This is a genomic window from Mycobacterium sp. MAC_080597_8934 (genome assembly GCF_000523975.1).
In the GTDB taxonomy this organism is placed as follows: Bacteria; Actinomycetota; Actinomycetes; order Mycobacteriales; family Mycobacteriaceae; genus Mycobacterium; species Mycobacterium avium.
Window position 1 is genome coordinate 140,103 of sequence record NZ_JAOS01000052.1, and the last position, 25,661, is coordinate 165,763.

General features: G+C 70.7%; 18 protein-coding genes and 1 pseudogene. 11 read left to right on the forward strand and 8 right to left on the reverse strand.

Annotated elements, in window-relative coordinates; all coding sequences use genetic code 11:
* Position 1: 1 nt before the first annotated feature.
* Positions 2-745: a cutinase family protein gene (locus NF20_RS22915; protein WP_033712282.1), complete on the reverse strand. Its 744-nt coding sequence runs from the start codon at positions 743-745 to the stop codon at positions 2-4.
* A 256-nt stretch (positions 746-1,001) separates the two neighbouring features.
* Between NF20_RS22915 and NF20_RS22920 the strand changes: the two genes are divergently transcribed.
* Complete coding sequence (locus NF20_RS22920) at positions 1,002-1,904, forward strand: SDR family NAD(P)-dependent oxidoreductase (protein ID WP_031355076.1); 903 nt, start codon at positions 1,002-1,004, stop codon at positions 1,902-1,904.
* Positions 1,894-3,459, forward strand: coding sequence for an AMP-binding protein (locus tag NF20_RS22925; protein WP_033712285.1), 1,566 nt, complete (start codon positions 1,894-1,896; stop codon positions 3,457-3,459). The genes NF20_RS22920 and NF20_RS22925 overlap by 11 nt, the downstream gene beginning before the upstream one ends.
* 6 nt (positions 3,460-3,465) lie before the next feature.
* Here NF20_RS22925 and NF20_RS22930 read toward each other — a convergent pair whose 3' ends face one another.
* The 3 genes from NF20_RS22930 to NF20_RS22940 form a co-directional block, all read right to left on the reverse strand.
* On the reverse strand, positions 3,466-8,301 hold the full coding sequence (locus NF20_RS22930) for a cation-translocating P-type ATPase (protein WP_033712288.1): 4,836 nt from the start codon (positions 8,299-8,301) through the stop codon (positions 3,466-3,468).
* A gap of 433 nt (positions 8,302-8,734) precedes the next feature.
* Positions 8,735-8,956: a hypothetical protein gene (locus NF20_RS22935; protein ID WP_029245110.1), complete on the reverse strand. Its 222-nt coding sequence runs from the start codon at positions 8,954-8,956 to the stop codon at positions 8,735-8,737.
* Positions 8,957-8,999: 43 nt separating this feature from the next.
* On the reverse strand, positions 9,000-9,371 hold the full coding sequence (locus NF20_RS22940) for a nuclear transport factor 2 family protein (RefSeq protein WP_033712290.1): 372 nt from the start codon (positions 9,369-9,371) through the stop codon (positions 9,000-9,002).
* An 86-nt stretch (positions 9,372-9,457) separates the two neighbouring features.
* On the opposite strand from NF20_RS22940, the gene NF20_RS22945 reads away from it, so the two are divergent.
* Positions 9,458-9,952: an SRPBCC family protein gene (locus NF20_RS22945; RefSeq protein ID WP_050593715.1), complete on the forward strand. Its 495-nt coding sequence runs from the start codon at positions 9,458-9,460 to the stop codon at positions 9,950-9,952.
* An 85-nt stretch (positions 9,953-10,037) separates the two neighbouring features.
* Positions 10,038-11,180 carry an NDMA-dependent alcohol dehydrogenase gene (locus tag NF20_RS22950; protein ID WP_033712328.1) on the forward strand — a complete coding sequence of 381 codons (1,143 nt, stop codon included), beginning with the start codon at positions 10,038-10,040 and terminating at the stop codon, positions 11,178-11,180.
* Between the two features lie 8 nt (positions 11,181-11,188).
* On the opposite strand, the gene NF20_RS22955 is transcribed toward NF20_RS22950, so the two are convergent.
* The 4 genes and pseudogenes from NF20_RS22955 to NF20_RS22970 form a co-directional block, all read right to left on the reverse strand.
* The gene (locus NF20_RS22955; RefSeq protein WP_033712293.1) at positions 11,189-11,971 is read right to left on the reverse strand and encodes an SDR family NAD(P)-dependent oxidoreductase; all 783 of its coding nucleotides are present in this window, start codon (positions 11,969-11,971) and stop codon (positions 11,189-11,191) included.
* A pseudogene (locus NF20_RS22960) lies at positions 11,964-13,579 on the reverse strand (AMP-binding protein). The gene NF20_RS22955 and the pseudogene NF20_RS22960 overlap by 8 nt, the downstream one beginning before the upstream one ends.
* 1 nt (position 13,580) lies before the next feature.
* Positions 13,581-14,330, reverse strand: a complete 750-nt coding sequence (locus tag NF20_RS22965) for a GntR family transcriptional regulator (RefSeq protein WP_023860833.1) — start codon at positions 14,328-14,330, stop codon at positions 13,581-13,583.
* The gene (locus NF20_RS22970) at positions 14,330-15,967 is read right to left on the reverse strand and encodes an SMP-30/gluconolactonase/LRE family protein (protein WP_033712299.1); all 1,638 of its coding nucleotides are present in this window, start codon (positions 15,965-15,967) and stop codon (positions 14,330-14,332) included. Before NF20_RS22970 ends, NF20_RS22965 begins: the two co-directional genes overlap by 1 nt.
* A gap of 219 nt (positions 15,968-16,186) precedes the next feature.
* Between NF20_RS22970 and NF20_RS22975 the strand changes: the two genes are divergently transcribed.
* The 7 genes from NF20_RS22975 (at position 16,187) to NF20_RS23005 (ending at position 25,653) form a co-directional block, all read left to right on the forward strand.
* Complete coding sequence (locus tag NF20_RS22975; RefSeq protein ID WP_033712301.1) at positions 16,187-17,032, forward strand: SDR family NAD(P)-dependent oxidoreductase; 846 nt, start codon at positions 16,187-16,189, stop codon at positions 17,030-17,032.
* Entirely contained in the window at positions 17,032-18,432 is a 1,401-nt protein-coding gene (locus tag NF20_RS22980) for an aromatic ring-hydroxylating oxygenase subunit alpha (RefSeq protein ID WP_033712304.1), read from the forward strand. The genes NF20_RS22975 and NF20_RS22980 overlap by 1 nt, the downstream gene beginning before the upstream one ends.
* Entirely contained in the window at positions 18,429-20,288 is a 1,860-nt protein-coding gene (locus tag NF20_RS22985) for a flavin-containing monooxygenase (protein ID WP_011726526.1), read from the forward strand. The genes NF20_RS22980 and NF20_RS22985 overlap by 4 nt, the downstream gene beginning before the upstream one ends.
* A 38-nt stretch (positions 20,289-20,326) precedes the next feature.
* Complete coding sequence (locus tag NF20_RS22990; RefSeq protein WP_019732240.1) at positions 20,327-21,235, forward strand: SDR family NAD(P)-dependent oxidoreductase; 909 nt, start codon at positions 20,327-20,329, stop codon at positions 21,233-21,235.
* 119 nt (positions 21,236-21,354) lie between these two features.
* The gene (locus NF20_RS22995) at positions 21,355-22,494 is read left to right on the forward strand and encodes a CaiB/BaiF CoA transferase family protein (protein WP_033712307.1); all 1,140 of its coding nucleotides are present in this window, start codon (positions 21,355-21,357) and stop codon (positions 22,492-22,494) included.
* Positions 22,495-24,201, forward strand: a complete 1,707-nt coding sequence (locus NF20_RS23000; protein ID WP_003874260.1) for a thiamine pyrophosphate-binding protein — start codon at positions 22,495-22,497, stop codon at positions 24,199-24,201.
* A gap of 15 nt (positions 24,202-24,216) precedes the next feature.
* Positions 24,217-25,653, forward strand: a complete 1,437-nt coding sequence (locus NF20_RS23005) for an aldehyde dehydrogenase family protein (RefSeq protein WP_023870644.1) — start codon at positions 24,217-24,219, stop codon at positions 25,651-25,653.
* Positions 25,654-25,661: the final 8 nt, after the last annotated feature.

Sequence of the window (25,661 nt, forward strand, 5' to 3'; positions counted from 1 at the left end):
CTCACTCCCCGAAATTGCCGTGCCCGGAGGCGACCGACGCCGCGCCGGGACCGCCGAGGCCGAGGTGGCTGGAGGCGAAGGAGACGCCCTTGTCGATCATGGCGCCGTCGTCGGCGTAGGTGTCGTGGGCGGCGAAGTTCATGCCGTCCGAGCACACCGGGTCCTCGGTGGCGCACACCTTGAGGGTCTTGTCCTGGAAGAGCGGACCGATGACCACGGGCGGTTCGCCGAGGAAGTTCATCGCGCGCACGTTGGGCATGCCGAACAGCACGACCGAGGAGACGTGGTTGGCGACGTCCGGGGTGAGGGGTTTGGGCACGGTGGCCGGGTCGATGCCGTCGGGCACGGCCGGCGAGGTGATGAAGCCCATCACGGCCGCGCCCTGCGAGTAGCCGCCGAGCACCATCTTGGTGTTGGGGCAGTCGTGGGCCATCGAGACGACGTGTGCGCCGGCGTCCCGGATGCCGTCGATGCCTGTGTCCCACTGATCGGTGGCCGGGTAGTTGACCGGGTAGACGTCGAAGGAGCGGCCCCCCACGCGTTGGTGCAGGGCGTCTACGAAGGCCTGTCCGGTGGGGCCGACGCCGGGGGCTTCACCGGTGCCCCGCGCGAAGACCACTTGCACGTCCGGACATTGGGCCGCAGCGGTGGGGATGACCGAACCGGACACCGCCGACGCGGCCACACCCGAGGCTGCCATAACTAGTGCTGAACCGAGAGAACGAATGACATGGCGTGCCAACATGTCGCCATTGTGCCCAGCCGACACGCCGCTTAAACCCAGGAAACGCTGAAATTACCGTGTTCTCATAAATGCGCCGCCGCCCGGGCGGGCGGCTGAGATCGGTTGCGCGCGGCGCGCATCCGGCGGATGTGCCCATCCCCGGGCGCGGGTGCGCCGCACCGGCATTCGGCGAACATCCGGGCCGGGGCACGACGGCCGGCCGGGATGTGGTCTGCTACTTGTGGTTCAGGCGGCTCGAACGAATGCGGCGGCGAAGGTGAACGCAATAGCGCAGGCCCTCGACAAGGTCCTCAACACGGTGGCCGACCGGGTGGCCAACCCGGCGCGGGTGTCGGACCCGGACCGGTTGCGCGGCGCCGTCGGCGGCAGGACGGTCCTGGTGACCGGCGCCTCCTACGGCATCGGCGAGGCGACCGCGCGCCGCCTGGCCGCCGCCGGCGCGACGGTGTTGGTGGTCGCCCGCTCCGAGGAGCGGCTCGGCGAGCTGACGGCGGCGATCAACGCCGGCGGCGGGCGGGCGGTCGCCTACCCGACCGACCTCACCGACGAATCCGCGGTGAGCGCCCTGACCAAACAGATCACCGAGGAGCACGGCCCGCTCGACGTCGTGGTGAGCAACGCCGGCAAGTCGCTGCGCCGCTCGCTGCATCACCAGTACGACCGGCCGCACGACTTCCAGCGCACCATCGACGTCAACTACCTGGGGCCGGTCCGGTTGCTGCTCGGGCTGTTACCGGCCATGCGCGACAACGGCCGCGGGCACGTCGTGAACGTGTCCAGCGTCGGGGTGCGGGTGGTGCCGGGTCCGCAGTGGGGCGCCTACCAGGCGTCCAAGGGAGCCTTCGACCGGTGGCTGCGCAGCGTGGCCCCCGAATTGCACGCCGACGGCGTGCACGTCAGCACGGTCTACTTCGCGTTGGTCCGGACCCGGATGATCGCGCCCACACCGGTTTTGGGCCGGCTGCCCGGCCTGTCGCCGGACCAGGCGGCCGACGTCATCGCCAAGGCCGTCATCGAGCGGCCGCGCACCCTCGAGCCGCCCTGGGTGCTGCCGGCCGAGCTGGCCTCGGTGCTGCTGGCCGGCCCGGCGGACCGCGCCGCACGGCTGTGGCATCGCCGGTTCTTCACCGACGCCGAGGAGGCCGGCCGTGAGCGCTGAACGGGTGGCGCCCACCGCCGCCCGGGCGCTGGTGCGCTCCGGTCTGCTCAACCCACCCTCGCCGCGGGCGGTTCTGCGGCTGCTTCGCGAGGCGAGCCGCGGCGGCACCAACCCCTACACGCTGTTGGCGGTCACCGCGGCCCGCTGGCCGGGCCGCACCGCGATCATCGACGACGACGGCGCGCTGTCCTACCGCGAGCTGCAGCGCGCCACCGAATCGCTGGCGCGGCGGTTGACCCGCGACGGCGTCGCGCCCGGCCGGGCGGTCGGGGTCATGTGCCGCAACGGACGCGGTTTTGTCACAGCGGTTTTCGCGGTTACCCTGCTCGGCGCCGACGTCGTCCCGATCAGCACCGAGTTCCGCAGTGACGCGCTGGCGGCCGCGCTGCGCGCCCACCACATCTCGACGGTGGTGGCCGACAACGAATTCGCCGAGCGGATCGCGGCCGCCGACGACGCCGTCGCCGTCATCGACCCGGCCACCGCCGGCGCCGAGGAGAGCGGCGGGCGACCGGCCGTCGCCGCGCCCGGCCGCATCGTGCTGCTGACCTCGGGGACCACCGGGAAACCCAAGGGGGTGCCGCGCGCCCCGCGGCTGCGCTCCGCGGTGGGGGTGTGGGTTACCATCCTGGACCGCACCCGGCTGCGCACCGGATCGCGAATCTCGGTGGCAATGCCGATGTTTCACGGGTTGGGCCTGGGCATGCTGATGCTCACCATCGCCCTGGGCGGCACGGTGCTGACCCATCGCCATTTCGACGCCGAAGCCGCGCTGGCCCAGGCCTCGCTGCACCGGGCCGACGCCTTCACCGCAGTTCCGGTGGTGCTGGCCCGCATCCTCGAGCTGCCGCCGCGGGTGCGGGCGCGAAATCCGTTGCCGCAGTTGCGTGTCGTGATGTCCAGCGGCGACCGACTCGATCCCACGCTGGGACAGCGGTTCATGGACACCTACGGCGACATCCTCTACAACGGCTACGGCTCCACCGAGGTGGGCATCGGGGCGCTGGCGACACCGGCGGACCTGCGCGACGCCCCGGAAACCGTCGGGAAACCCGTCGCCGGCTGCCCGGTGCGGATCCTGGACCGCAACAACCGGCCGGTCGGCCCGCGGGTGACCGGGCGCATCTTCGTCGGCGGCGAGCTGGCCGGCACCCGCTACACCGACGGCGGCAAGAAGACCGTCGTCGACGGCATGACCAGCACCGGCGACATGGGCTACCTGGACAACGCCGGCCGACTGTTCATCGTCGGCCGGGAGGACGACATGATCATCTCCGGCGGGGAGAACGTCTACCCGCGCGCGGTGGAGAACGCGCTCGCCGCGCACCCCGCCGTCGCCGACAACGCGGTGATCGGCGTTCCCGACGAGCGGTTCGGCCACCGCCTGGCGGCGTTCGTGGTGCTGCACCCCGGCAGCGGCGTCGACGCGGCGCAGCTGCGCGACTACCTCAAGGACCGGGTCTCGCGGTTCGAGCAGCCGCGCGACATCAACATTGTGGCGAGCATTCCGCGCAACCCGACCGGCAAGGTGCTGCGCAAGGAACTGCCCGGTTAGGAACCGTTAGGCGTCCTGCTGGCCGGGCTCGAGGGCGGCGACCTGTTTGGCCAGCCAGTTGGGGGCCAGCGCCGAGATCGCGGTGGCGCCCGCGGTGGAACCCAGCACCCCGGTCCAGGCGACCGGCCCCAACGGCGTGCAGCCGAAGAACTGGCTGAGCACCGGGGTCTGCACGATGCCGACCAACACCCCCGCGCTGCCCAGCGCGGTCGCCACCACCAGCGGGCTGTGCCGGCGGGTCAGCAGCGTCTGCGCCAGCTGGGTGGTCACCAGCGCGGTCAAACCCATTGTCGCCGTGCGGCGTTCGGTGCCCGGGGTCCACCGGCCGATGGCCCAGGCCGCGGTCGCCCCGGCCGCGGTGACCGCGCCGCGGGTGACGATCTGGCGCATCAGCGGGGCGTCCAGCGAGGGGGTGGGTCCGGTCAGCACCGCGCGGCGGTGCTCGCGCCGGGCGGCCTCGGCGTCCGCGGCGGAGGGGTACTCGGCTTCGTCGGGTTCGACGTACTGCGAGGTGACCGCGACCGCCAGCGCGGGGAACATGTCGGTGAGCAGGTTGACCAGCAGCAGCTGCCGGGTGCCCACCGGGGCCCGGCCGGCGCCGAAGGCGGTCCCGATGATGGTGAACAGCACCTCGCCCACGTTGCCGCCGACCAGGATCGTGACGGCGTCGCGCACCCCGGCCCACATGCTGCGGCCCTCGACCAGGGCGTCCAGCAGCACGCTCAGGTCCTGGTCGGTCAGCACGATATCGGCCGCGCCGCGGGCGGCCGACGAACCGCGCCCGCTCACCCCGATGCCGACGTCGGCCATCCGGATCGCCGCGGCGTCGTTGGCGCCGTCGCCGACCATCGCGGTCACCCGTCCGCAGCGCTGCAGGGCGGCCACGATCTGCACCTTCTGCTCCGGGCTGACGCGGGCGAACACCTGCACGTCGGCGACCAGTTTGGCGCACGCGTCCTCGTCCAGGCCGGCCAGCTCGGCGCCGGTGACCACCCGGGCGTCGGCCGGCAGGCCCAGCTGGCGGGCGATCGCCCGCGCGGTGATCGGGTGGTCGCCGGTGATCAGCACGACGTCGCGCTCGGCGTCCAGCAGCGCCTCGATCAGCGGGCGCGCCGACGCGCGGGCGGTGTCGGCCAGACCGACGTAGCCGAGCAGTTCCAGGTTGTGCGCGGCGGCGTCCACCGCGTCGGCGTCGGTGTCGTCGTCGTCGGTGTCGTGCTTCCAGCCCCGCTGCGCCACCGCGAGCACCCGCAAGCCCTGTTCGGCCAGGCCGCGCACCACCGCCTCGGCCCGCTGCTGGTCGGCCTCCGGGTCGGCGAACCGGCAGCGCGGCAGGATCACCTCGGGCGCCCCCTTGAGGATGAGCACCGGTGTGTCCGAGGGGTTCCCGTTGGCGTTGCCGACGGTGCCGATCGCGGCGGCGAAGCCGCGGCTGGACTCGAACGGCACCTCGGCGATCATCGACCAGTCCGAATCCCGTTGCCCGTTCAGCGAACTCGCGGCGGTCAGGATCGCCTCGTCGGTGGCGTGCGCATGCCCCTGCCCCTCCTGCGGCCGGGCGGACGCCCGCGCGGCGGCCCGCACCAGCTCCGCCGACTGCGGGGCGGTCAGCTCCGGGAACGGGTCGTGCGGGTTGACGTCGTCGGGCACCGCGCACACCACCCGCAGCCGGTTCTCGGTGAGCGTGCCGGTCTTGTCGAAACAGATGGTGTCGACGCGGCCCAGCGCCTCGATGGTGCGGGGCGCGCGGACCAGGGCGCCGCGGGCGGTCAGCCGCTGCGCGGCCGACAGCTGGGACAGGGTGGCCACCAGCGGCAGCCCCTCGGGGACGGCGGCCACCGCGATCGCCACGCCGTCGGCCACCGCCTGGCGCAGCGACGCGCGGCGCAGCAGCGCCAGCGTCGACACCGCGGCACCGCCGGCCAGCGTCAGCGGCAGCACCTTGCTGGTGAGCTCGCGCAGCCGGGCCTGCACCCCGGCCGCGGTTTCCACGTCGGCGACGGCCGAGATGGCGCGGTGCGCGGCGGTCCCCACGCCGGTGGCCACCACGATCGCCCGGGCGTGCCCGGCCACGATGGTGCTGCCCTCGAACAGCATGCTGGCGCGGTCGGGGTCGTTGACGGCGACGGGCTCCACCTGCTTGTCCACCGGCAGCGACTCCCCGGTGAGCAGCGACTCGTCGACCTCGAGGTCTTCGGCCTCCAGCAGCCGGGCGTCGGCGGGCACCACTTCCGGTGCGGCCAGGTCGATGACGTCGCCGGGCCGCAGCGACTTGGCGGACACCGTCGCGGTGCGGGTGGCGTGCCGGGCGGCCTCCAGCCGGCGGCGGGTGGTCGCCACCGCCGGCACCACCACCCGGCGCACCATCTGGTCCTGCTCGGCGAACAGCTCGGCGGCCGCCGACTCGGCCCGAAGTCGTTGCGCCCCACCGGTTATCGCGTTGACGGTCATGACGCCGGCGACCAGCAGCGCGTCGATGTTGCTGCCGACGATCGCCGAGGCCGCCGCGCCGACGGCCAGGATGGGGGTCAGCGGATCGGCCAGCTCGGTGCGGGTGGCCGACGCCAGCCGCAGCACGTTCTGCAGCGGCGCCCGCAGCGGCGCCAGGGCCGGGCTGTAGGACAGGTCGTCGAGGCGGCGCCGCCACGACGGCTCGGTCTCCACAGCCAGCGGCCGCGCGCCGCCGGCCAGCCGGGAGTAGACGATCTCGGGATCCAGCGCGTGCCAGGCGGTCAGCGGTTGCGGAGTGGGATCGGGCAGCCGCAGCACCCGGGTGGCCGAGAAGGTTCCCGCCACCAGCGCGGTGGCCGCCGCGGCGTTGACCGGGTTGAGCCAGCGCCGGAAGCTCACCGGGCTGGCGCCCTTCTCCTGCTCACCGGTGACCAGCAGCAGCCCGGCCAGCGTGGTGCCGCCCTGGGCCAGGTGTACCGCCGACTCGCTGGCCGAGCGGGCCACCGGGATCGCCGACAGGATCCGCACCGCGTCGGCCAGGTCGGTGCCGGTGATGATGTCGGCGGTCCAGGCCGTGGCGGCGCGCGGATCATCAAGGGCCACACCGACATCCGCGATGGCCAGGGCGGCCAGGGTGTCGGTCGACGCGAAGTCGCGGTGCAGCGCGGTGATCAGCAGCACCGGCCCCCGGTCGGCGCGGAGCTCGCGGACCACGTTCAGCAGCGGGGTGCCGGGCGGATGCGTGGCGCCGACGCTGGCGGTGAGGTCCTCGGTGCCGGCGACGTGGCGCAGCACCACCCGGGCGCCGGTGCGGTGCGCGGTCTGGAACAGCGGAATCGCGTACGGGTCGACCTCCCAGCCCACGTCGACGCGGCCGACGCGGTCGCCGTCGACGATCAGGTCGGCGCTTTCCAGGCCCTGCGCGGGCATGGCCGAAGGTCCTTGGGACGGCACCCATCTCAGCCGGGCGCCGGTCGCGGGCAACTCGTCGGGGTCGGGCTCGGGGGCCTCCTCGCCGTGCAGCAGCGCGTCGGCGACCTCGTAGACCCGGTCGTCGTCCCAGCCGGGCGCCTCGCCGCGGACCCGCAGCACGGCGCGGTGGTCGCCGCGCAGCGCGGCGCCGTCGATGACCACCACCTTGACCCGGTCCAGGCGGCGCAGCGCGCCGGGGTCGAGCACCAGCTGCCCGGAGTTGGCCAGCCCGCGACCCAGCACCGCGGCAAACGCCTGGCGACCCATGTGCGCGGCCCGCGGCACCCCGGCCTCGATGGCCGCCGCCGCGTCCTCGGTGCCGCCGCCGGCCACCAGCGCGCTCACCGCGGCGATCAACGAGCCGTTGGCCGCGGAGTCGACGTAGCTTTCCACCGGCCCCGCCATCGAGCCCTTCGCCTTGTCCATCGCGGCGTCGATGGTCCCGCCGACCACGACGTGCGACGCCTCACCGGCGGCCGCGGCCGCCCAGCTGTGCCGGGGCACCTCGGACTTGGCCGACGAGATAACCGGCACCACCGGGGCCTGCGGCCGGTCCGGCGAGGCCAGCTGCGGCTCGCGGTCCCGCCACACCCGGCGGTGTGCCGCCGCCTCGGAAATCTGCAGGGTGCGCTGGGTCAGGTCGAGCAGCGGGGTGCCGAACGACTGGGTGAGGCCGTGCGCGGCGGCCGTCGTCGCGGCGAGCGCGATGTCGGTGCCCACCCGGCCCAGCCGCGCCTCCAGGATGGACACCATGCGCGGTTGGTGGTTGATCAGCGCGGCCGCGGCCCGGGTGGTTTGCGGCGCGGCGGGCAGCCGGGTCACCCAGCCGGTGACCGCCGCACCCATGGCCACCAGATCCAGCGCCGCCGCGGTGAGCGGCACCAGGATCGCCAGCGGGTTGCCCGGGTCGGCGAACGGCGCCGACGGCGGGGCCGCCTCCGCCTTGGACCAGCTGATGTCCGCGGCGACGGAGGCCACGGTCGAGCGCACCTCGTCCAGCACGGCGGCGTCGTCGGCGTCGTCGGCGAGTTCGACCACCAGCCGGCCCAGCGAGCCCTCGACGTGCGCCTTGGCCACCCCCGGGATCCTGCGCACCGGCTCCTCGACGGCCGGCGCGTACTCGTGCCAGCGGGGGAAGGGCAGCAGCGGGTCCAGGTCCAGGTGCACGCGCCGCCCGCTGTGCCAGCGCACCGGCGGCACGATCGCGGGCGCGCCGTCGGCCGAGCCGTCCAACCCGATGGCCCGGCCGGTGGTCTGCGCCATCGACTGGATCACCGGGCCGGCGAGCTCGGCCACCGGGCTGGCCAACGTCTGCAGGGCACCGGCGGCTCCCGCCGCGGTGGATACGCCGGCCCGCACCACCTGTGCGGCCCCACCAGCCACCCCAGCGACGACGCTGGAAACGCCGGGAATCTTCACTCGTCACCCTTCAATTACGTCTCCGCGGTCAATGATCCTGACCTGTGCAGGAGCTGTCCACACGTGGGTCGGGAAGGTGAACCGTGCGACGACGCCCCTGGCGACGCAGGTCGGGCTTTCCCGGCAAGCAGCTTCTTGGAGAAAGCGAGGAAAACCAATGAGGTGCAATCACGTCCTTGGACAGAGGTTACCGGGTTGACGACAACTCAAACGCGCCGAACGAAGCGGCCTCCGTCGCGGCGCCGGGCCGGCGGGCCGGGCGCTTCGGACGCCATCCGGCGGCCGGGCAGCGGCCAAGGGGCGCAAGCTTTTTCGCCGGTTTGTGCACCGGGGAGAATTGCGCGTCGAAGTCCGGGGAAACGTGAATGCGCGGTAGCCGTCGACCGGCTACCGGCGCCCTATTTAGGTCGAAGGACCGGCAAAGAATTGGCGGCTACAAAACCCGGTGGTTCGCCCTTCCCACGTGATATCCGGTGGGGAAGGATTTCTCGATGACCTGCAGCTGATGGTCCACCCGGGACTCGAGTTCGAGCACCACGCAGTCGTTGAGTGTCTTGGATTCCAGAACTATGTAGCGTTGGCCGCAATCCGTAATCGGATCACCAGAGTGCAAATTTTCGACGGGGACCAATTCCGGGTTTCCGTGTGCCTCCACCCACCACACGTTAGGTCAATTCGGTGGGGGAGGGAATAGCGTGTCAGCGCCCCTGTTTGAAGAACACGCTGATACGAGAGATCAGCCCGTCGCCGCCCCGCTCGAACAGGATGCACTCCGGCCACCGCCGGGTGGCGCCGTCGATGTCGAATGCCTCGGTCAATTCGACGTAGCAGCGCCCGCCGTCCACGTGTGACACCCGCTGCACCTCGAGCCGGTGGGCGGGCAACTCGGTGAGGACCCTGCGCAGGTAGTCCAGGTATTCGGCCTTGCCCTCGATGACGTCGCGGAACGGGCCCTCCCGGGTCAGCCCGTCGTCGGCGATGGTGTCGGCCAGGCCGTCCCAGTCGTGCGCGGCCAGGCACTGCAGGTAGCGCTCGACCACGCCGGTCCCGGCCGGATCGGGTGACTCCACGGACCTCACAGTAGGCCAGCCGAATAGGAAAAAATACTGCGGCAAAGCCGCGCGCGGAGCCGGCCGCGGCGGGAAACAATGGAGCGATGAGCCAACCGGACGCACCGCCGATGAGCTGGTGGGTGGTGGGCTCCGAGCACACGCTGAGCCAGCAGGTGCCGGCCCCGCCGGCCGCGGTCCGCGACTTCTACGTCGATTTGGACAACCTCAGGCTGGTCCACCCGCTGATCGTCGCGGTCCAGACGCTCTTTCGTGGGCAGACCCCGGACGGCTACCTGCACCGCTACCGGGTGACGGACCGGATCCCGTTGGGGCCCTTGGCCTTACGCATCAACTATCGGGCCCAGCTGCTGGTGCGCGCGGACGGGGTGGTGCTGACCGAGGCCGACCAGTCGCCGGGGGTGCGCCTGCGCGGCACGGTCAGCTTCGCGCCGGCGGCCGCCGGCACCCGCATCACCGAACGGATCCGGATCGCGGCGCCGCGACCACTGGCCCCGATGACCGTCCGGCAGGCCGTCAAGGCGCACACGGCGATGCTGGCCGGGATCCGGAGCCACTTCGCGAATCCGGTTGAGCGGTAGCGCAAGATGGATTCGTGCCACGCCCCGGCGTGGCCCGGGGGTCGCCAGCAGAGAGCAAGGAGCCGCAATGAAGTGTCGTGCCGCCGTGATCCGCGGGGTCGGCCGGGACTGGGAGATCGCCGAGATCGAGCTCGACCCGCCGCGCAGCGGTGAGGTGCTGGTGCGGATGGCCGTCGCCGGGATCTGCCACTCCGACGACCATCTGTTCACCGGTGACGTGGTGCCGACGCCCGAGGTGGTCGCCGCGAGCGGTCAGCCCGCGCCGGACTGGTTCCCGCTGCTCGGCGGTCACGAGGGCGCCGGTGTCGTCGCGGAAGTCGGGCCGAACGTGACGTCGGTGCGCCCGGGCGACCACGTGGCGCTGTCGTTCATCCCGGCGTGCGGCAGCTGCCGGTTCTGCGTGAACGGCCAAAGCTACATCTGCGACATCGGCGCCAGCCTATTCGTGCGCGAGATGCCCACCGACGGGACCTGCCGCCGCCATCTCGGTGCGGAAAACCTGTTGGCCTACGGGCAACTCGGCACCTTCGCTGAGTACGCGGTGCTCTCGGAACGGTCCGTCATCAAGATCGACGAGGCGATTCCGTTCCATGCCGCCTCCCTGGTGTCGTGCGGGGTCAGCACCGGATGGGGCTCGGCGACGGTGTCGGCGGGCACCGAACCGGGCGACACCGTGGTGGTGATCGGCGCCGGCGGTGTCGGGATGAACGCGTTGCAGGGCGCCCGCGCGGTGGGCGCGAAGTACGTCGTCGCGGTCGATCCCGTTGCGGCCAAACGGGATTCGGCCGAGATCTTCGGCGCCACGCACACCGCCGCGTCCGCGCGGGACGCCATACCGCTGGTCAGGGAGATCACCGCCGGCCTGATGGCCGACCGGGTGGTGGTCTGTCCCGGCGTGGTGCACGTGGACTTGATCCCGTTGGCGCTGGCGCTGCTGCGCAAGGGCGGGGTCTGCGTGCTGACCGGCATCACCCCGTTCACCGAGCCCCCGGTTCCGCTGGTGCTGCAGGAGATGACGCTGTCGGCCAAACAACTGCGGGGCGCCCTCTACGGCGGGATGAATCCGCGCACCAGCGTGCCGATGCTGTTGTCCCTGTATCAGGCGGGCGATTTGAAACTCGACGAGTTGGTCACCCGCCACTACCGGCTCGACGAGATCAACGAGGCATTCGCCGACCTGCGCGAGGGCCGCAACATCCGCGGCATCATCGACTTCGCCGGCCGGTAGCCGCTAACTCACGGCGCGATCCACTCCGAGGTCAGCGCGTACTCCGACAGATACTTCGTCGAACTCCATCCGCCGTCGACGACGATCGTCTGGCCGTTGATGAAACTTCCGCCCGGCGAGCACAGGAACGCGACGGTGGCGGCGATGTCGTCGACGCTGCCCAACCGTTGGTGCGGTGTCATCTCCGTGTTGATCTTGCGAAAGCGCGGGTCCTGCAACCGCTTTTCCACCATCGGGGTGACCGTCACCCCCGGCGCGACGGCATTGCAGCGGATGCCGGAGGCGCCGTATTGGCAGGCGATGTGGGTGGTCAGCGCGGTCAGCCCGCCCTTGGCCGCGGAGTAGGCGCCGCCGCGCAGGCCGCCGACGACGGCGAACGTCGATGTCACGTTGATGATCGCCGATCCGGGCGGCAGGTGGGGCAGCACCTCGCGCGCAAGCCGAAACGGTGCCCGCAGCATCAAATTCAGGAAGTAGTCCAGGGTGTCGTCGTCGGTTTCGTGCAGCGGTTTGGGGCTGCCCACGCCGGCGTTGTTGATCAGGAAGTTGATGTGGCCCCACCGCTGCAGGGCGCGGTCCACGATGCGCCGCGGCGCGTCGTCGTCGGTCAGGTCGACCGCGACGGTGGCGACCCGGTCGGGGTCGCCGATCGCGGTTTCCAACTCGGCCAACCGCTTTGGGTCGCGGCCGGTGCCGAGCACCGCCATGCCCGTCCCGGCCAGCCTGGTCGCGCAGCCCAACCCGATGCCGCTGCTTGCGCCCGTGACGATCGCGACCTGCATGTCAGCCATCCTTACTCAGCGCCGCGCGGATCCGATGCTTGAGCACCTTGCCGGCGTCGTTCTTCGGCAGGGCATCCCAGAGCACCACCTGTTCGGGCGCCTTGAACTTGGCCACCCCCTTGCTCACCAGCAGCGCCAGCAGGCTGGCCACGTCCGGGCTCGCCCCGGGGGTGGGAACGATGACCGCGCACGCCCGCTCGCCGGTGCGCTCGTCGGGCAGCCCGACGACCGCGATCTCGGCGATGCCGGGATGGTCGGCCAGCAGGTCCTCCACCTCCTTGGCGGAGATGTTCTCGCCGCTGCGGATGATGACGTCCTTGGCGCGGCCGGTCACGACCAGGTACCGGTCGGCGGAATCGGCTAACGCCCAGCGGCCCAGGTCGCCGGTGCGGAAAAACCCTGCGGCGTCGAAGGACTCGGCGTCGTCCTCCGGGTGGCGGTAGCCGCGCAGCATCTGCGGGCCGCGCACGCAGATCTCGCCGTCACCGGTGGGCGCCGCCGGGTGCGCGACGAGCTTGATCTCGGCGATGCCGGGCCGGCCGTCGGTGTCGGCGGCGTAGTCGGCCTCCTGCGGCCGGGGCGCCCCGACGGTGGCCACCGGCACCTCGGTGCAGCCGTACACCCGGGTGACGACCGCGCGGTCGAAATAGGCCGCGGCCGGCGGATCAGTGACGGCGACACCGAGGCGCCGCCGCAGATGAACACCTTCAGGTCGGGCAGGCGGGTGCCGGCGTTCGCGGCGGCCGAGAGCAGCTGCTGCAAAAACGGTGTGGCCCCGGCCATGTGGGTGCAGCGATGCGCGGTCATCAACGCCACCGCCCGCGCCGGGTCCCACCGGTCCATCAGCACCGCCGTGGTGCCCAGCAGCAGCGGGCATTCAAACGCGTAGATCGAGCCGCCGATATGGGCGAGCGGCGACGGCACCAGGAATGTGTCGCCGGGATCGATCGCCCAGTGGTCACGTATCTGGCAGATCAGCGCATGTATCGAATTATGGCTGTGCAGAACACCTTTCGGGCGGCTGGTGGTGCCGGAGGTATAGAGGATCATCCGCACCGCATCGGGATCCAGGGCCGGAAGACCCCCGGGCGGTCCGCCCAGCATGCAGCGGTACGGGGTGTGCCGACCGGTTCGTCCCGTTGCGGGGCCGCGCAGCACCACCACCTGCGGCGCCGCGCTCATCGCGGCCGTCACGCGGTCCAGCATCGCCGGGTAGTCGTGGCCGCCGTACCGGTGCGGGACGAAAACCATTGCAGCGCCGGCATCCTCGAGGATGAAACGCAGGTCGTGGTCGCGCAGTGACGGCAGGATCGGGTTCACCACCATGCCGGCCAGTGTCGCGGCCAGGTAGATGACCGCGGCCTCGTGCCAGTTCGGCAGCATGAACGACACCACGCTGCCGGCCGGGATACGGGCCAGCAGGGCGGCGGCCAGCTCGCCGGCCTGGGCGTACAGGGTGGCGCAGTTCAGCCGAACCTCATTGTCCACCAACGCTATCCGCTCCGGCGTACGTTGCGCCGCAGCGCGCGCCGCGTCGGCCAGCGTGCTGCGCACCCACCAGCCGCGCCGGTAGGCCAGCGATGTTTGCGCGGTGTCCGGGGCGGCGCGGGCGGTCATCTCAACCGGCCTGACCGGTGACGCGGCGCATCGTCATCGCGTACCGGAAGTTCGGGGACAGGTGGGTGTTGATCGTCACCTGGGCCACCTCGCCGTCGGAGGTGGTGTAGGTGCGCCGCATCTGCAGCGCGGCCGTCCCCGCCTCGGCGCCCAGACCGTCGGCGAGTTCCGGCGACAGCAGCACCGCGGCGATCTCCTGGTGCAGCTGGGCGACGCTCACACCGAACAGGTCCTCGATCAACGGAAAGATCGGCCCGGCATGCCGTTGCAGCAGCCGGCCGACCGCGGCGAAGCTGCGGTTGATGTAGTACTCGGTGCGGCAGATCGGCACCGAGGCGCCGTCGGCCTGCCGGTAGCCGCGCACCGACAGCCACTGGGTGCCGGCCTCGAGCCCGGTCCGGGCGGCCAGCTCGTCGTCGATCGTCACCATCGCGTTGGATTCGATGGTCAGCTGCGCGCCGGCCGCGAACGCGAGCAGGTCGTCGATCGACATCGCGTCCTGGGCATAGGAACTCGACGCTGGGCGGGGAACCACCCGGGTGCCCGCCCGCGGCCGGGACGCGACCAGGTTGTCCTCGCGCAGCCGGCGCAGGGCTTCGCGGATGGTGTAGCGGCTCACCGCGAAGCGTTCGCACAGTTGGTGTTCGGTCGGCAACTGCGACCCCACCGGATAGACCCCGTCGACGATCTCCTTGCGCAGCGCTCGCGCGATCTGCAGATAGCGGTGGTCGCCGGAGATGGTCTGCGGCATCAGTGGCCGTCCCGGGTCGGCCGCACCGCCAGCACGCTGCCCTCGCCGTCGGCCGAGACGTACAGCGTCCCGTCGGCCGCGGCGGTGATCCCGGCGAACGGGCCCTGCGGCCCGGAGAACGGCGGCATGCCCTTGAGCGGCTTGGGGTTCACCCCCGGCGGGGGACCGACCGGCAGGCCGGACGCGATGGTTCGCCGCGTCTTGTCGGCCGGATCGAACGCGATCAGCTCCTTGGCGCCGGCGTCGACCACGTAGAGCACACCTCCGTGCAGCAGAATGCCTTGCGGGCGTTGCAGATCGGCCATCACGGTGTCGACCTTCGAGCCGTCCACCCGGACCACCCGCCCGGCTCCGGCCTCGGCCACCAGAGCCGCCCCGTCGCTGCCGATCGCGACACCGACCGGCTCGCGCAGCCCGGCCGCCAGCACCTCGACGGCACCCGAGCGCTGCAGCGACAGCACCCGGCCGGTGCCCAGCTCGGCGACCACCACGCCGGCCGGCCCCGGGGCGATGCCGTAGAGCTGGTCGAAACCGTCTGCCAGCACCTCGCTTTCGCTGGCCTGGGGCCGGTAACAGCTGATCTGCCCGCCGGACGTGGTGACGACGAACTCGCCCGGTCCGCTCGCCGCGACACCGCGCAGGAACCCGGGATAGCCGGGGCTGAACAGCATCCCCACGGTGTGCAGGGCGCCGTCGGGCAGTGCGGCGTAGAAGTAGGTGCCGTCGGCGACGTAGAGCCGCCCGTCGTGGCCGACCGCGAGGTCCAGCGGCCAGTTGAGCCCACCGGGCAGTACGGATCGCGTGGTGCCGTCCGGTGATATCTCGGTGATCTCGCCGGTGAAGTTGGAGACGAACAGCCGGTCGCCGACGAAGGTGCAGTTGTCCAGGCCGGGGTTCAGCTGGGCGAGCACCCGCTGCTCGCCGCTGCGCGGATCGATGCGCAGCACCTGCCCGCTGGCCACCTGCGTCGAGACGATGTGGCCGCGCGCGTCGAACTTCACCGAGTCGGGCACACCGAGACCCGTTGCGACGCACTGCGGTTCGCCGCCGTCGGGGTCGACGCGCCAGATCTCGTTGGCGCCCATCGCCGGGAAGTACAGCAGCCCGTCCGGGCCGACCTCCATCGCGTTGGGTGAGGGCACGTTGTCCAGCAGCACCCGGGGCGGCCCGCCGGCCAGGTCGAATTCCAGCAGCCGGCCGCCCTCCCGGCACTCGCCGATGAACAACCGGCCCCGATGGAAGGTGATGCCGTTGGCCGACGGCACGTCGTCGCGCAGCACCCGCGTCCGGCCGCCGGTGTCGCGCACGCTGACCCGCCCGTCCATCACCTCGGTCGCATACAGGTTGCCGGCGGCGTCGAACGCCACGTCGTCGGGCGCCACGATGTCGCCGCCCTTGGGGCTGGCGGTCTCCAGTTCCCCGGTGTGGTGATCCAGCGCGCTGATCTGGCTCCCGGTCACCTGGGCGATGTAGATCCGGCCGTCGGGACCGGTGCGCAGACCGTTGGCGCCGAACAGCCGGCTGGGCGCGGTGACCCGGTGGAGCCGCCAACCCGGCGCGACGTCGATGGCGGGCACCGGCGAACCGGGCGTCGCGTACCGCGAGGGCTGCGTGGAGATGGCCCGTGAAATGGACATGCGTGCCGGGATCCTTCCGTCCGCCGTTGGGCTGGACGCTATCAACTCGGTGTAGTCCAGACAATAGCGGCCACTGCACCGTAGGCGGGCCTTGACAGCCGCCTTCGCCGATCGGAATAGTGTTCTCCAAGGGACAGAATGCGATATTTTGTCCGGACAAAAATCGGGTGAACCCCGCCGCGGCCGGCCCGCCGGTGTCCGGGCAGCAGAAAGCAGGTCATGGACGATCTCCTCAGGCTCGAGGGCCGCGTGGTGGTGGTGTCCGGCGCCGGTGGCGGCGGCATCGGCACCACCGTCACGGCCATGGCCGCCCGGGCCGGGGCCACCGTGATCGCGGTGAGCCGGTCGAAGGAGAACCTCGACGAGCACGTCGCCCCGCTGGCCGCCCGGGGGCTGGCCGTCCTGCCCGTCGCCGCCGATGCCTCCACCGACGAGGGCATCGCCGCGGTGATCGACCAGGCGCGCCGGGCGGACGGGCAGCTGTACGGACTGGTCAACGTCGCCGGCGGTGCGGAACCGTCGACCTGGATGCCGTCGACCCGGGTGTCGCGCACCGACTGGCGCAAGATCTTCGCCGATAACCTCGAAACGGCGTTCTTCATGAGCCAGGCCGTCGCGGCCGAGCTCCTCGCACGGCGACTGCCCGGGTCGATCGTGTCGATCTCCTCGATCAGCGGCATGAACACGGCGCCGTTCCACATCGCCTACGGGACGGCCAAATCCGCCATCGCGGCGATGACCCGCACCATGGCGCTGGAGCTGGCGCAGTCCGCGATCCGGGTGAACGCCGTGGCGCCCGGCGTCACCGAGACGGCCGCTTCCCGCACCTACGTCGCCGACGACCCGGATCGGGATCGACGGGCGATCGCGATGGGCCGCCGCGGCCGGCCCGAGGAGCAGGCCGGCGCCATCCTGTTTCTGCTCTCCGAGCTGTCGAGCTACGTCACCGGCCAGACGCTGCTCGTCGACGGCGGGCTGGACCTGCGGTGGAGTCACCTCGGCGCCGACAACACGTCGCTGTTCCTGCATGACGAATCCTTCCGCGCAGCGATCAGGAGGATGTGATGACCGACGTTGCCAAGGACGCGAATTCCGCGGTGGCAGAAGAACTCTCCACGCCGATGACGATTGGGGTGGAGGCGTACATCAGCGAGGACTATGCCCGCGCCGAGCGCGACAAGCTGTGGCGCAAGGTCTGGCAGCAGGTCGGCCGCGTCGAGGAACTGCCCGAGGTGGGCAGCTATTTGACCTACGACATTCTGGACGACTCGATCATCGTGGTGCGCACCGGCGCGAACGAGTTTCGCGCCCACCACAACGTGTGCATGCACCGCGGCCGGCGGCTGATCGACACCCCCGAGGGCGCCAAGAACGCGCTCGGACGCACCCGCAAGTCGTTCGTCTGCGGCTTTCACGGCTGGACCTACGGCCTGGACGGCGCCTGCACACACATTCGCGAGCAACAGGATTGGCGGCGGGCCCTCACGCCCGACAACACCCATCTGCGGCCCGTGAGGGTCGACACCTGGGGCGGCTGGCTGTGGATCAACATGGACCCCGACTGCGAGCCGCTGGCCGACTACCTGTTCCCCGCCGCGAAGATTCTCGAGCCGTTCGGGCTGGAGAAAATGCGCTACAAGTGGCGCAAGTGGCTCTACTTCGACTGCAACTGGAAGGTCGCGCTGGAGGCGTTCAACGAGACCTACCACGTCTACACCACCCATCCCGAGTTCAACAAGTTCGGCGAGTTCAAGGGTTGGGCGAAAGCCCAAGGCAGGCATAGCAACATCGGCTACGACGCGCCCGAGGACATGGAGGCCACCAAGTCCAAGATCCGGCTGGGCATCGGCGCCGACCCGCGGGTGTCGACCGCCGAGATGCAGGTGTACACCATGGAGGAGACCAACGCCACCACCACCCAGACCCTGGTGAACGCCGCCAAGCGGTTGGTCGACGAGTTGCCCGAGGGCACCCCGGCCGACAAGGTCCTCGAGCACTGGCTGGCGTCGGCCCGCCGCGACGACGAGGCGCGCGGCGTGATCTGGCCGACCATCCCGCCCGACATCCTCGGGCAGGCCGGCACCGCGTGGCAGATCTTCCCCAACTTCCAGATCGGGCAGGGCCTGACCAGCGCGCTGTGCTACGGAGCGCGGCCGCACCCCAGCTACAACCCCGACAAGTGCATCTTCGAGGTCTCGGTGTTCGAGCTGTACCCCAAAGGCGAAGAGCCACAAACGGAATGGGAATACACCCCGGTCGGTGACCCGCGATGGCGTTCCGTGCTGCCGCAGGACTTCTCCAACATGGCCGCCGTGCAGCAGGGCATGAAGTCACTCGGCTTCCCGGGCACCAAGCCCAACCCCTACCGGGAGCGCAGCACGGTCAACCTGCACTACCAATTGTCGCGGTACATGGGTACCGGTGCGCCCCGGGAACTCTCAGACAAGGAGCACCCACTGGCATGACCCCCGACGTGGACACGCAGCAGGACGGTTGCGGGCCGACCCAGACGCCCGACGACATCGACATCGACGCGCTGCGGCAGAAATACGCCCACGAGCGCGAAAAACGGCTGCGCAAAGAGGGTTCCAAGCAGTACATCGAATTGGAGGACGACTTCAGCGGCTACTACGAGGTCGACCCGTACACGCCGGTGACGCCGCGCGAGCCCATCCGCGAGGACATCGACGTCGCCGTTCTCGGCGGCGGGTTCGCGGGCCTGCTGTCGGCGGCCCACCTGAAGAAGGCGGGCGTCGACGACGTGCGCATCATCGAACTCGGCGGCGACTTCGGCGGCGTCTGGTACTGGAACCGGTACCCGGGAATCCAGTGCGACAACGAATCCTATTGCTACATACCGCTTCTGGAAGAGCTCGACTTCATGCCGTCGAAGAAGTTCGCCGACGGCGCCGAGATCTACCAGCACTGCCGCAACATCGGCAAGCACTTCGGCCTGTACGACTCGGCGATCTTCTCCACCCAGGTGCACGACCTGCGCTGGGACGAGCAGATCAAGCGCTGGCGGGTCAGCACCAACCGCGGCGACGACATCCGCGCCCGGTTCGTGGTGCTGGCGTCGGGCCCGTTCCACCGGCCGAAGCTGCCCGGCATCCCCGGCATCAAAACCTTCGGCGGGCACAGCTTCCACTCGTCGCGGTGGGACTACGACTACACCGGGGGCGACTCGGGCGGCAACCTGCACAAACTGGCCGACAAGCGCGTCGGCGTCGTCGGCACCGGCGCCACGGGTATCCAGATCGTGCCGTTCCTGGCGCGCTATGCCCAGCACCTCTACGTGTTTCAGCGCACCCCCTCCACCGTCGACGCGCGCAACAACACCCCCACCGACCCGGAATGGGTCAAGACGCTGCGACCCGGCTGGCAACGGGAGCGGCAACGCAACTTCCACGCCTGGACATTCGAGGGCATGGCGCCGGGACAGCCGGACCTGGTGTGCGACTTCTGGACCGAGCTGGGGCGCAACACCGCGGCCCGGGTGCTCGCCCTGGACGACCCCGCATCCCTGACGCCCGAGCAGTTCATGGCGATCCGGGAGGAGGAGGACTACAAGATCATGGAGCGGCTGCGCCGCCGCATCGACACGCTGATCGACGACCCGGCGACCGCCGAAGCGCTCAAGCCCTACTACCGATTCCTGTGTAAGCGGCCCTGCTCCAACGACGACTACCTGCCCAGCTTCAACCGCCCGAACGTGACCCTGGTCGACGTGTCGGCGAGCAAGGGCGTCGAGCGGGCCACCGAAAAGGGTTTGGTGGCAAACGGTGTCGAGTACGAGCTGGACTGCATCATCTACGCCAGCGGCTTCGAGATCACCACCGAGATCAGCCGGCGCTACTCGATCGAGACGATCGCCGGACGCGACGGGCTGTCGCTGTTCGACTACTGGCGCGACGGCTACAAGACGCTGCACGGGATGACCAGCCGCGGGTTTCCGAACCAGTTCTACACCGGCTTCACCCAGGTCGGCATCTCGGCCAACATCGCTGCCAACTACGAACTCCAGGGCGAGCACATCGCCTACATCATCGCCGAGGCGCTGAAACGCGGGGCGGCCACGGTGGAGCCCAGCGACGAGGCGCAGCAACAGTGGTGCACCACGATCCGCGAAACCGCGGTCGACAACTCGGCTTTCGACGCGCAGTGCACGCCCGGCTATTACAACAACGAAGGCGGCGGCGGGGGCGAGGGGATCCGGTCTCACCTGGGTGAACCGTACGGTCCCGGCTTCTACGCCTTCGAGGACCTGCTGCGGGCCTGGCGCGACAAGGGTGATCTCGAAGGGCTGGTGCTCGGCAGTTGAGCGAAACCCTCGCGCCCCCACTGCGATTCGACGACCGCGTGGCCGTGGTGACCGGAGCCGGCCGCGGGCTGGGCCGCGCCTACGCTCACCTGCTCGCCGCGCGCGGCGCCAAGGTGGTGGTCAACGACGTCGGCGGAGCCCTGGACGGCGCGGGGGTCGACACCGGTCCCGCCGCGCAGGTGGTCGACGAGATCACCGCGGCCGGCGGAGACGCGGTGGCGTGCACCGAATCGGTCGCGACGCCGGAAGGCGGACGGGCGATCATCGAGACGGCGCTGGCGCACTACGGCCGCCTCGACGTGTTGGTGCACAACGCCGGCAACGTCCGTCGCGCCTCGCTCAAACAGATGAGCTACGAGGACTTCGACGCCGTGCTCGACGTGCATCTGCGCGGCGCGTTCCACGTGCTGCGTCCCGCGTTCCCGGTGATGTGCCGGGCGGGCTACGGCCGCATCGTGCTGACCTCGTCGATCGGCGGGTTGTACGGCAACCAGGGCGTGGCCAACTACGCGGCCGCCAAGGCCGGCGTGATCGGCCTGTCCAACGTCGCCGCGCTGGAGGGCGCCGCCGAGGGGGTGCGGTGCAATGTGATCGTGCCGGCCGCGCTGACCCGGATGGCCGACGGCATCGACACCTCCGCCTACCCGCCGATGGGCCCCGAGCTCGTCGCGCCCGTGGTGGGCTGGCTGGCGCACGAATCCTGTTCGGTCAGTGGCGAACTGTTCATCGCGCTGGCGGGCCGGGTGGCCCGGGCGGTCATCGCGGAAAGCCCCGGCGTGTGCCGGCCCGGGTGGACGGTCGAGGACGTCGGCGAGCACCTGGATGCGATCCGCTACGTCGAGGCGCCGCTGATCTTTCCGGTGGTCCCCGACGGGCACGCCGAGCACATCCGCTACAGCTTCGAGCTGGCGCACCGGGCCAACGAGCAGGGGGCGCTGCATGGCTAACGGTCGGCCGCGCCGAGCGTGGGCCCTGTGCACGCCATCGCAAGGCTTTTCGTGCATAACCCCCACGCTCGGCGAGGCCGCACGGCGGCGGGCGCGGCATGGCTAGCCCCAGCGGCCCGATGGCCGGGGTGCGGGTGATCGACCTGACCGCGATGGTGATGGGGCCGTACTGCACGCAGATCATGGCCGACATGGGCGCCGACGTGATCAAAGTCGAACCGCCGCAGGGGGATAACACCCGCTACATCTCGGTGGGGCCGGCGCCCGGCATGAGCGGGGTGTTCGTCAACGTCAACCGGGGCAAGCGCAGCGTGGTGCTGGACCTGCAGACCGACGCCGGGGCACGCGCGCTGCGCGGCCTCGTCGAGACCGCCGACGTGTTCATCCACTCGATGCGCGCCAAGGCGATCGCCAAGCTCGGTTTCGGCTACGACGACGTCGCCGCGATCAACCCCGCCATCGTCTACACCAACTGCTACGGGTACGGCCGGCGCGGACCCGACCGCGACCGCCCCGCCTACGACGACACCATCCAGGCCGAATGCGGCCTGCCGGCGGTGCAGCAGCAGCTGACCGGCCAGGCCGACTACGTGGGCACCATCATGGCCGACAAGATCGCCGGCCTCACAGCGCTTTACGCGACGACGATGGCGTTGTTCCACCGCGAGCGCACCGGGCAGGGCCAGGAGGTGGAGGTCGCCATGTTCGAGACCATGGCCTCGTTCATGCTCGTCGAGCACGCCAACGGCGCCCTGTTCGACCCGCCGCTGGGGCCCGCGGTGTATCCGCGCACGGTGGCGCCGAACCGTCGCCCGTACCGCACCAGCGACGGCTACATCGCCGCGCTGATCTACAACGACAAGCACTGGAACGCCTTCATGAACGCCGTGCGGCCGCCGTGGGCCAGCGAGCTGTATGCGACGCTGGAACAGCGCGCCGCGCAGATCGACACCGTCTACGGTCTGGTGGCCGAGACCATGAAAGAGCGGTCCACCGCCGAGTGGCTGGCGCTGCTCGGCGAGCTGGAAATACCTGCCGCGCCGCTGAATTCGCCCGCCGCGCTGTTCGACGACCCGCACCTCAACGCCGTCGGGATGTTCCAGACCGTCGACACCCCGCACGGCCCGGTGCGCTTCCCCGGCGTGCCGACCTGGTTCTCGCAGACCCCGGGCCGGGTGGCCGGGCCGGCGCCCCAGCTGGGCGCCCACACCGACGAAGTGCTCGCCGAAATCGGCGCTCGCGAGGGAAAGGAACTGTAAATGGGTGTGCCGGTTTATCAGCGGATCCTCGATCTCTTCCAGGCCGAGGGGGTGAACACCCTGTTCGGCATCCCGGACCCCAACTTCGTGCACATGTTCTTAGAGGCCGAATCCCGGGGCTGGTCGGTGGTCTCGCCGCACCACGAGCTGAGCGCGGGATTCATGGCCGAGGCGGCGTCACGGATGACCGGAAAGCCCGGCCTGTGCATCGGGACGCTCGGTCCGGGCATGGCCAACATCGCCGGGGCCATCCAGTGCGCGCTGGTGGAAAACTCGCCGGTGATCTTTCTCGGCGGCCAGCGGGCCCGCGTCACCGAACGCCGGGTGCGCCGCGGGCGCATCCAATTCGTGCGCCAGGAGCCGCTTTTCGCGCCGTCGGTCAAATACAGCGCGTCCATCGAATACGCCGACCAGACCGACGAGATCATCCACGAGGCGCTGCGCCGGGCCATGTCCGGCACGCCCGGCCCGGCCTACATCGAATACCCCTCCCACGTGATCCTCTCCGAGCTCGACGTGCCGGACCCGCTGCCGCCGCACCGGTACCGGCTGGTCAACCAGACCGCCGGGGAGCGCGAGGTGGCCGAGGCGGTGCGGCTGATCCGCGCCGCCGAGAGCCCGATCCTGCTGGTCGGGCACGGGGTGCACACCTCGCGCACCGGCGCCGCGGTCCGGGAGCTGGCCGAGCTGATGGCCTGCCCGGTGATCCAGACCTCCGGCGGCACCTCCTTCATCGACGGTCTGCAGGACCGCACCTTCGCCTACGGGTTCTCCCCGGCCGCCGTGGAGGCGGTGGTGACCTCCGACCTGTGCCTGGCGTTGGGCACCGAGCTCGGCGAACCGAGCCACTACGGCCGCACCCGGCACTGGGCGCAGAACGACGCCACACGCAAATGGATTCTGGTGGAACAGGATCCGGCCGCCATCGGCGTCAACCGTCCCATCGACGTGCCGCTGGTCGGTGATCTGCGCGGGGTGGTGCCGCAGCTGGTGGCGGCGCTGCGGGACACCCCGCGAAAGCCCTCGCCGGATCTGGACCGCTGGATCGAGCAGGACGCGGCGGAGCTGGCGCAGCTCGCCGAGAACGCGCCGACGGGCCGCACCCCGATCCACCCGGCCCGGTTCGTCGTCGAGGCCACCCGGGCCTTTCCCGACGACGGCATCATGGTGCGCGACGGCGGCGCCACCGTCATCTTCGGCTGGACCTACTCGCAGGCCAAGCCGCGCGACGTGATCTGGAACCAGAACTTCGGCCACCTGGGCACCGGCCTGCCGTATGCGGTCGGGGCGTCCATCGCCGAGGGCGGCAAGCGGCCGGTGATGCTGTTGACCAGCGACTCGGCCTTCCTCTTCCACATCGCCGAGCTGGAAACCGCTGCGCGGCAAGGACTTCCACTGGTCTGCGTGGTCGGCGTCGACCACCAGTGGGGCCTCGAGGTGGGCGTCTACAAGCGCACCTTCTCTCAGCCGTCGCCGCAGCCCGGCGTGCACTGGAGCAAGGACGTGCGGCTGGACAAGGTCGCCGAGGGCTTCGGCTGCCACGGCGAGTACGTGGAGAAGGAGGACGAGATCGGCCCGGCGATCCAGCGGTCCTACGCCAGCGGCAAGCCCGCCGTCGTGCACGTCTGCATCGATCCGAAGGCCAATTCCGAGGAGATGCCCAAGTACGACGAATTCCGCACCTGGTATGCCGAGGGCACCCAGTAAGAGAAGGATGATCTGATGCGCGAATACCTGAAGTTCTACATCGACGGACAATGGGTCGACCCGGTGCGGCCCAACACGTTCGACGTGGAAAACCCGGCGACCGAACAGGTGTGCGGCAAGATCTCGCTGGGGTCGGCGGCCGACGTCGACGTCGCGGTCGGCGCCGCGCGCCGAGCCTTCGGCCGCTGGTCGCAGAGCAGCCGCGAAGACCGGCTGGACCTGTTGCAGGCCATCCTCGCCGAATACCAGAAGCGCGCCGACGATCTCGCCGCGGCGGTCACCGAGGAGATCGGCGCGCCGCCCGCGCTGGCGGCCGGCCCGCAGGTCTTTCTCGGCATCGGCCACCTGACCACGGCCATCGAGGTGTTGAAGAACTTCGCGTTCACCGAGCAACGCGGGGCGACGCTGATCGCCAGGGAACCCATCGGCGTCTGCGGCCTGATCACCCCGTGGAACTGGCCGATCAACCAGGTCGCGGTGAAGGTCTACCCGGCGCTGGCCACCGGCTGCACCGTGGTGCTGAAACCGTCCGAGGTGGCGCCGTTCTCGTCGTACATCTTCGCCGAGATCCTGGCCGCCGCGGGGGTGCCGGCCGGGGTGTTCAACCTGGTCAACGGCGACGGGCCGGGCGTGGGCGCGGCCCTGGCGAGCCATCCCGACATCGACCTGGTGTCGTTCACCGGGTCCACCCGCGCCGGGGTCGAGGTGGCCCGCAACGCCGCCCCGACGGTCAAGCGCGTCACCCAGGAACTCGGCGGAAAAAGCCCCAACATCGTCCTGGACGACGGCGGCTTCGCCGACGCGGTCCGGGCCGGGGTGGCCAACATGATGCCCAATTCGGGGCAGAGCTGTAACGCCCCGTCGCGCATGCTGGTGCCCGCGTCCCGGATGGCCGAGGCCATCTCCATCGCCCGTGAGGTCGCCGAACAGGTGCAGGTGGGCGACCCCGACGACGCGACGGCGATCGGTCCGGTGGCGTCGCGCGCGCAGTTCGAGAAGGTGCAGCGGCTGATCCAGCAGGGCATCGACGAGGGCGCGACGGTGGTGGCCGGCGGCCCGGGCCGGCCGGCGGGGCTCGACCGGGGCTACTACGTCAAGCCGACCGTCTTCGCCGACGTCACCAACGACATGACGATCGCCCGCGAGGAGATCTTCGGTCCGGTGCTGTGCATTCTTGGCTACGACGACCTCGACCACGCCGTCCGGCTCGCCAACGACACCGATTACGGCCTGGCCGGCTACGTTTCGGGCGCCGACCTGGACACGGCGCGCGAGGTGGCCGGCAAGATCCGGGCCGGATGGGTGACCATCAACCACGCCTTCGACCTGAACGCGCCGTTCGGCGGCTACAAACGCAGCGGCAACGGCCGCGAATGGAGCGACTTCGGCTTCCACGAGTACCTGGAAGTCAAAAGCATCCTCGGCTACGCGCCGGCCCAGGCCGACCGGTAGCTCCCGTC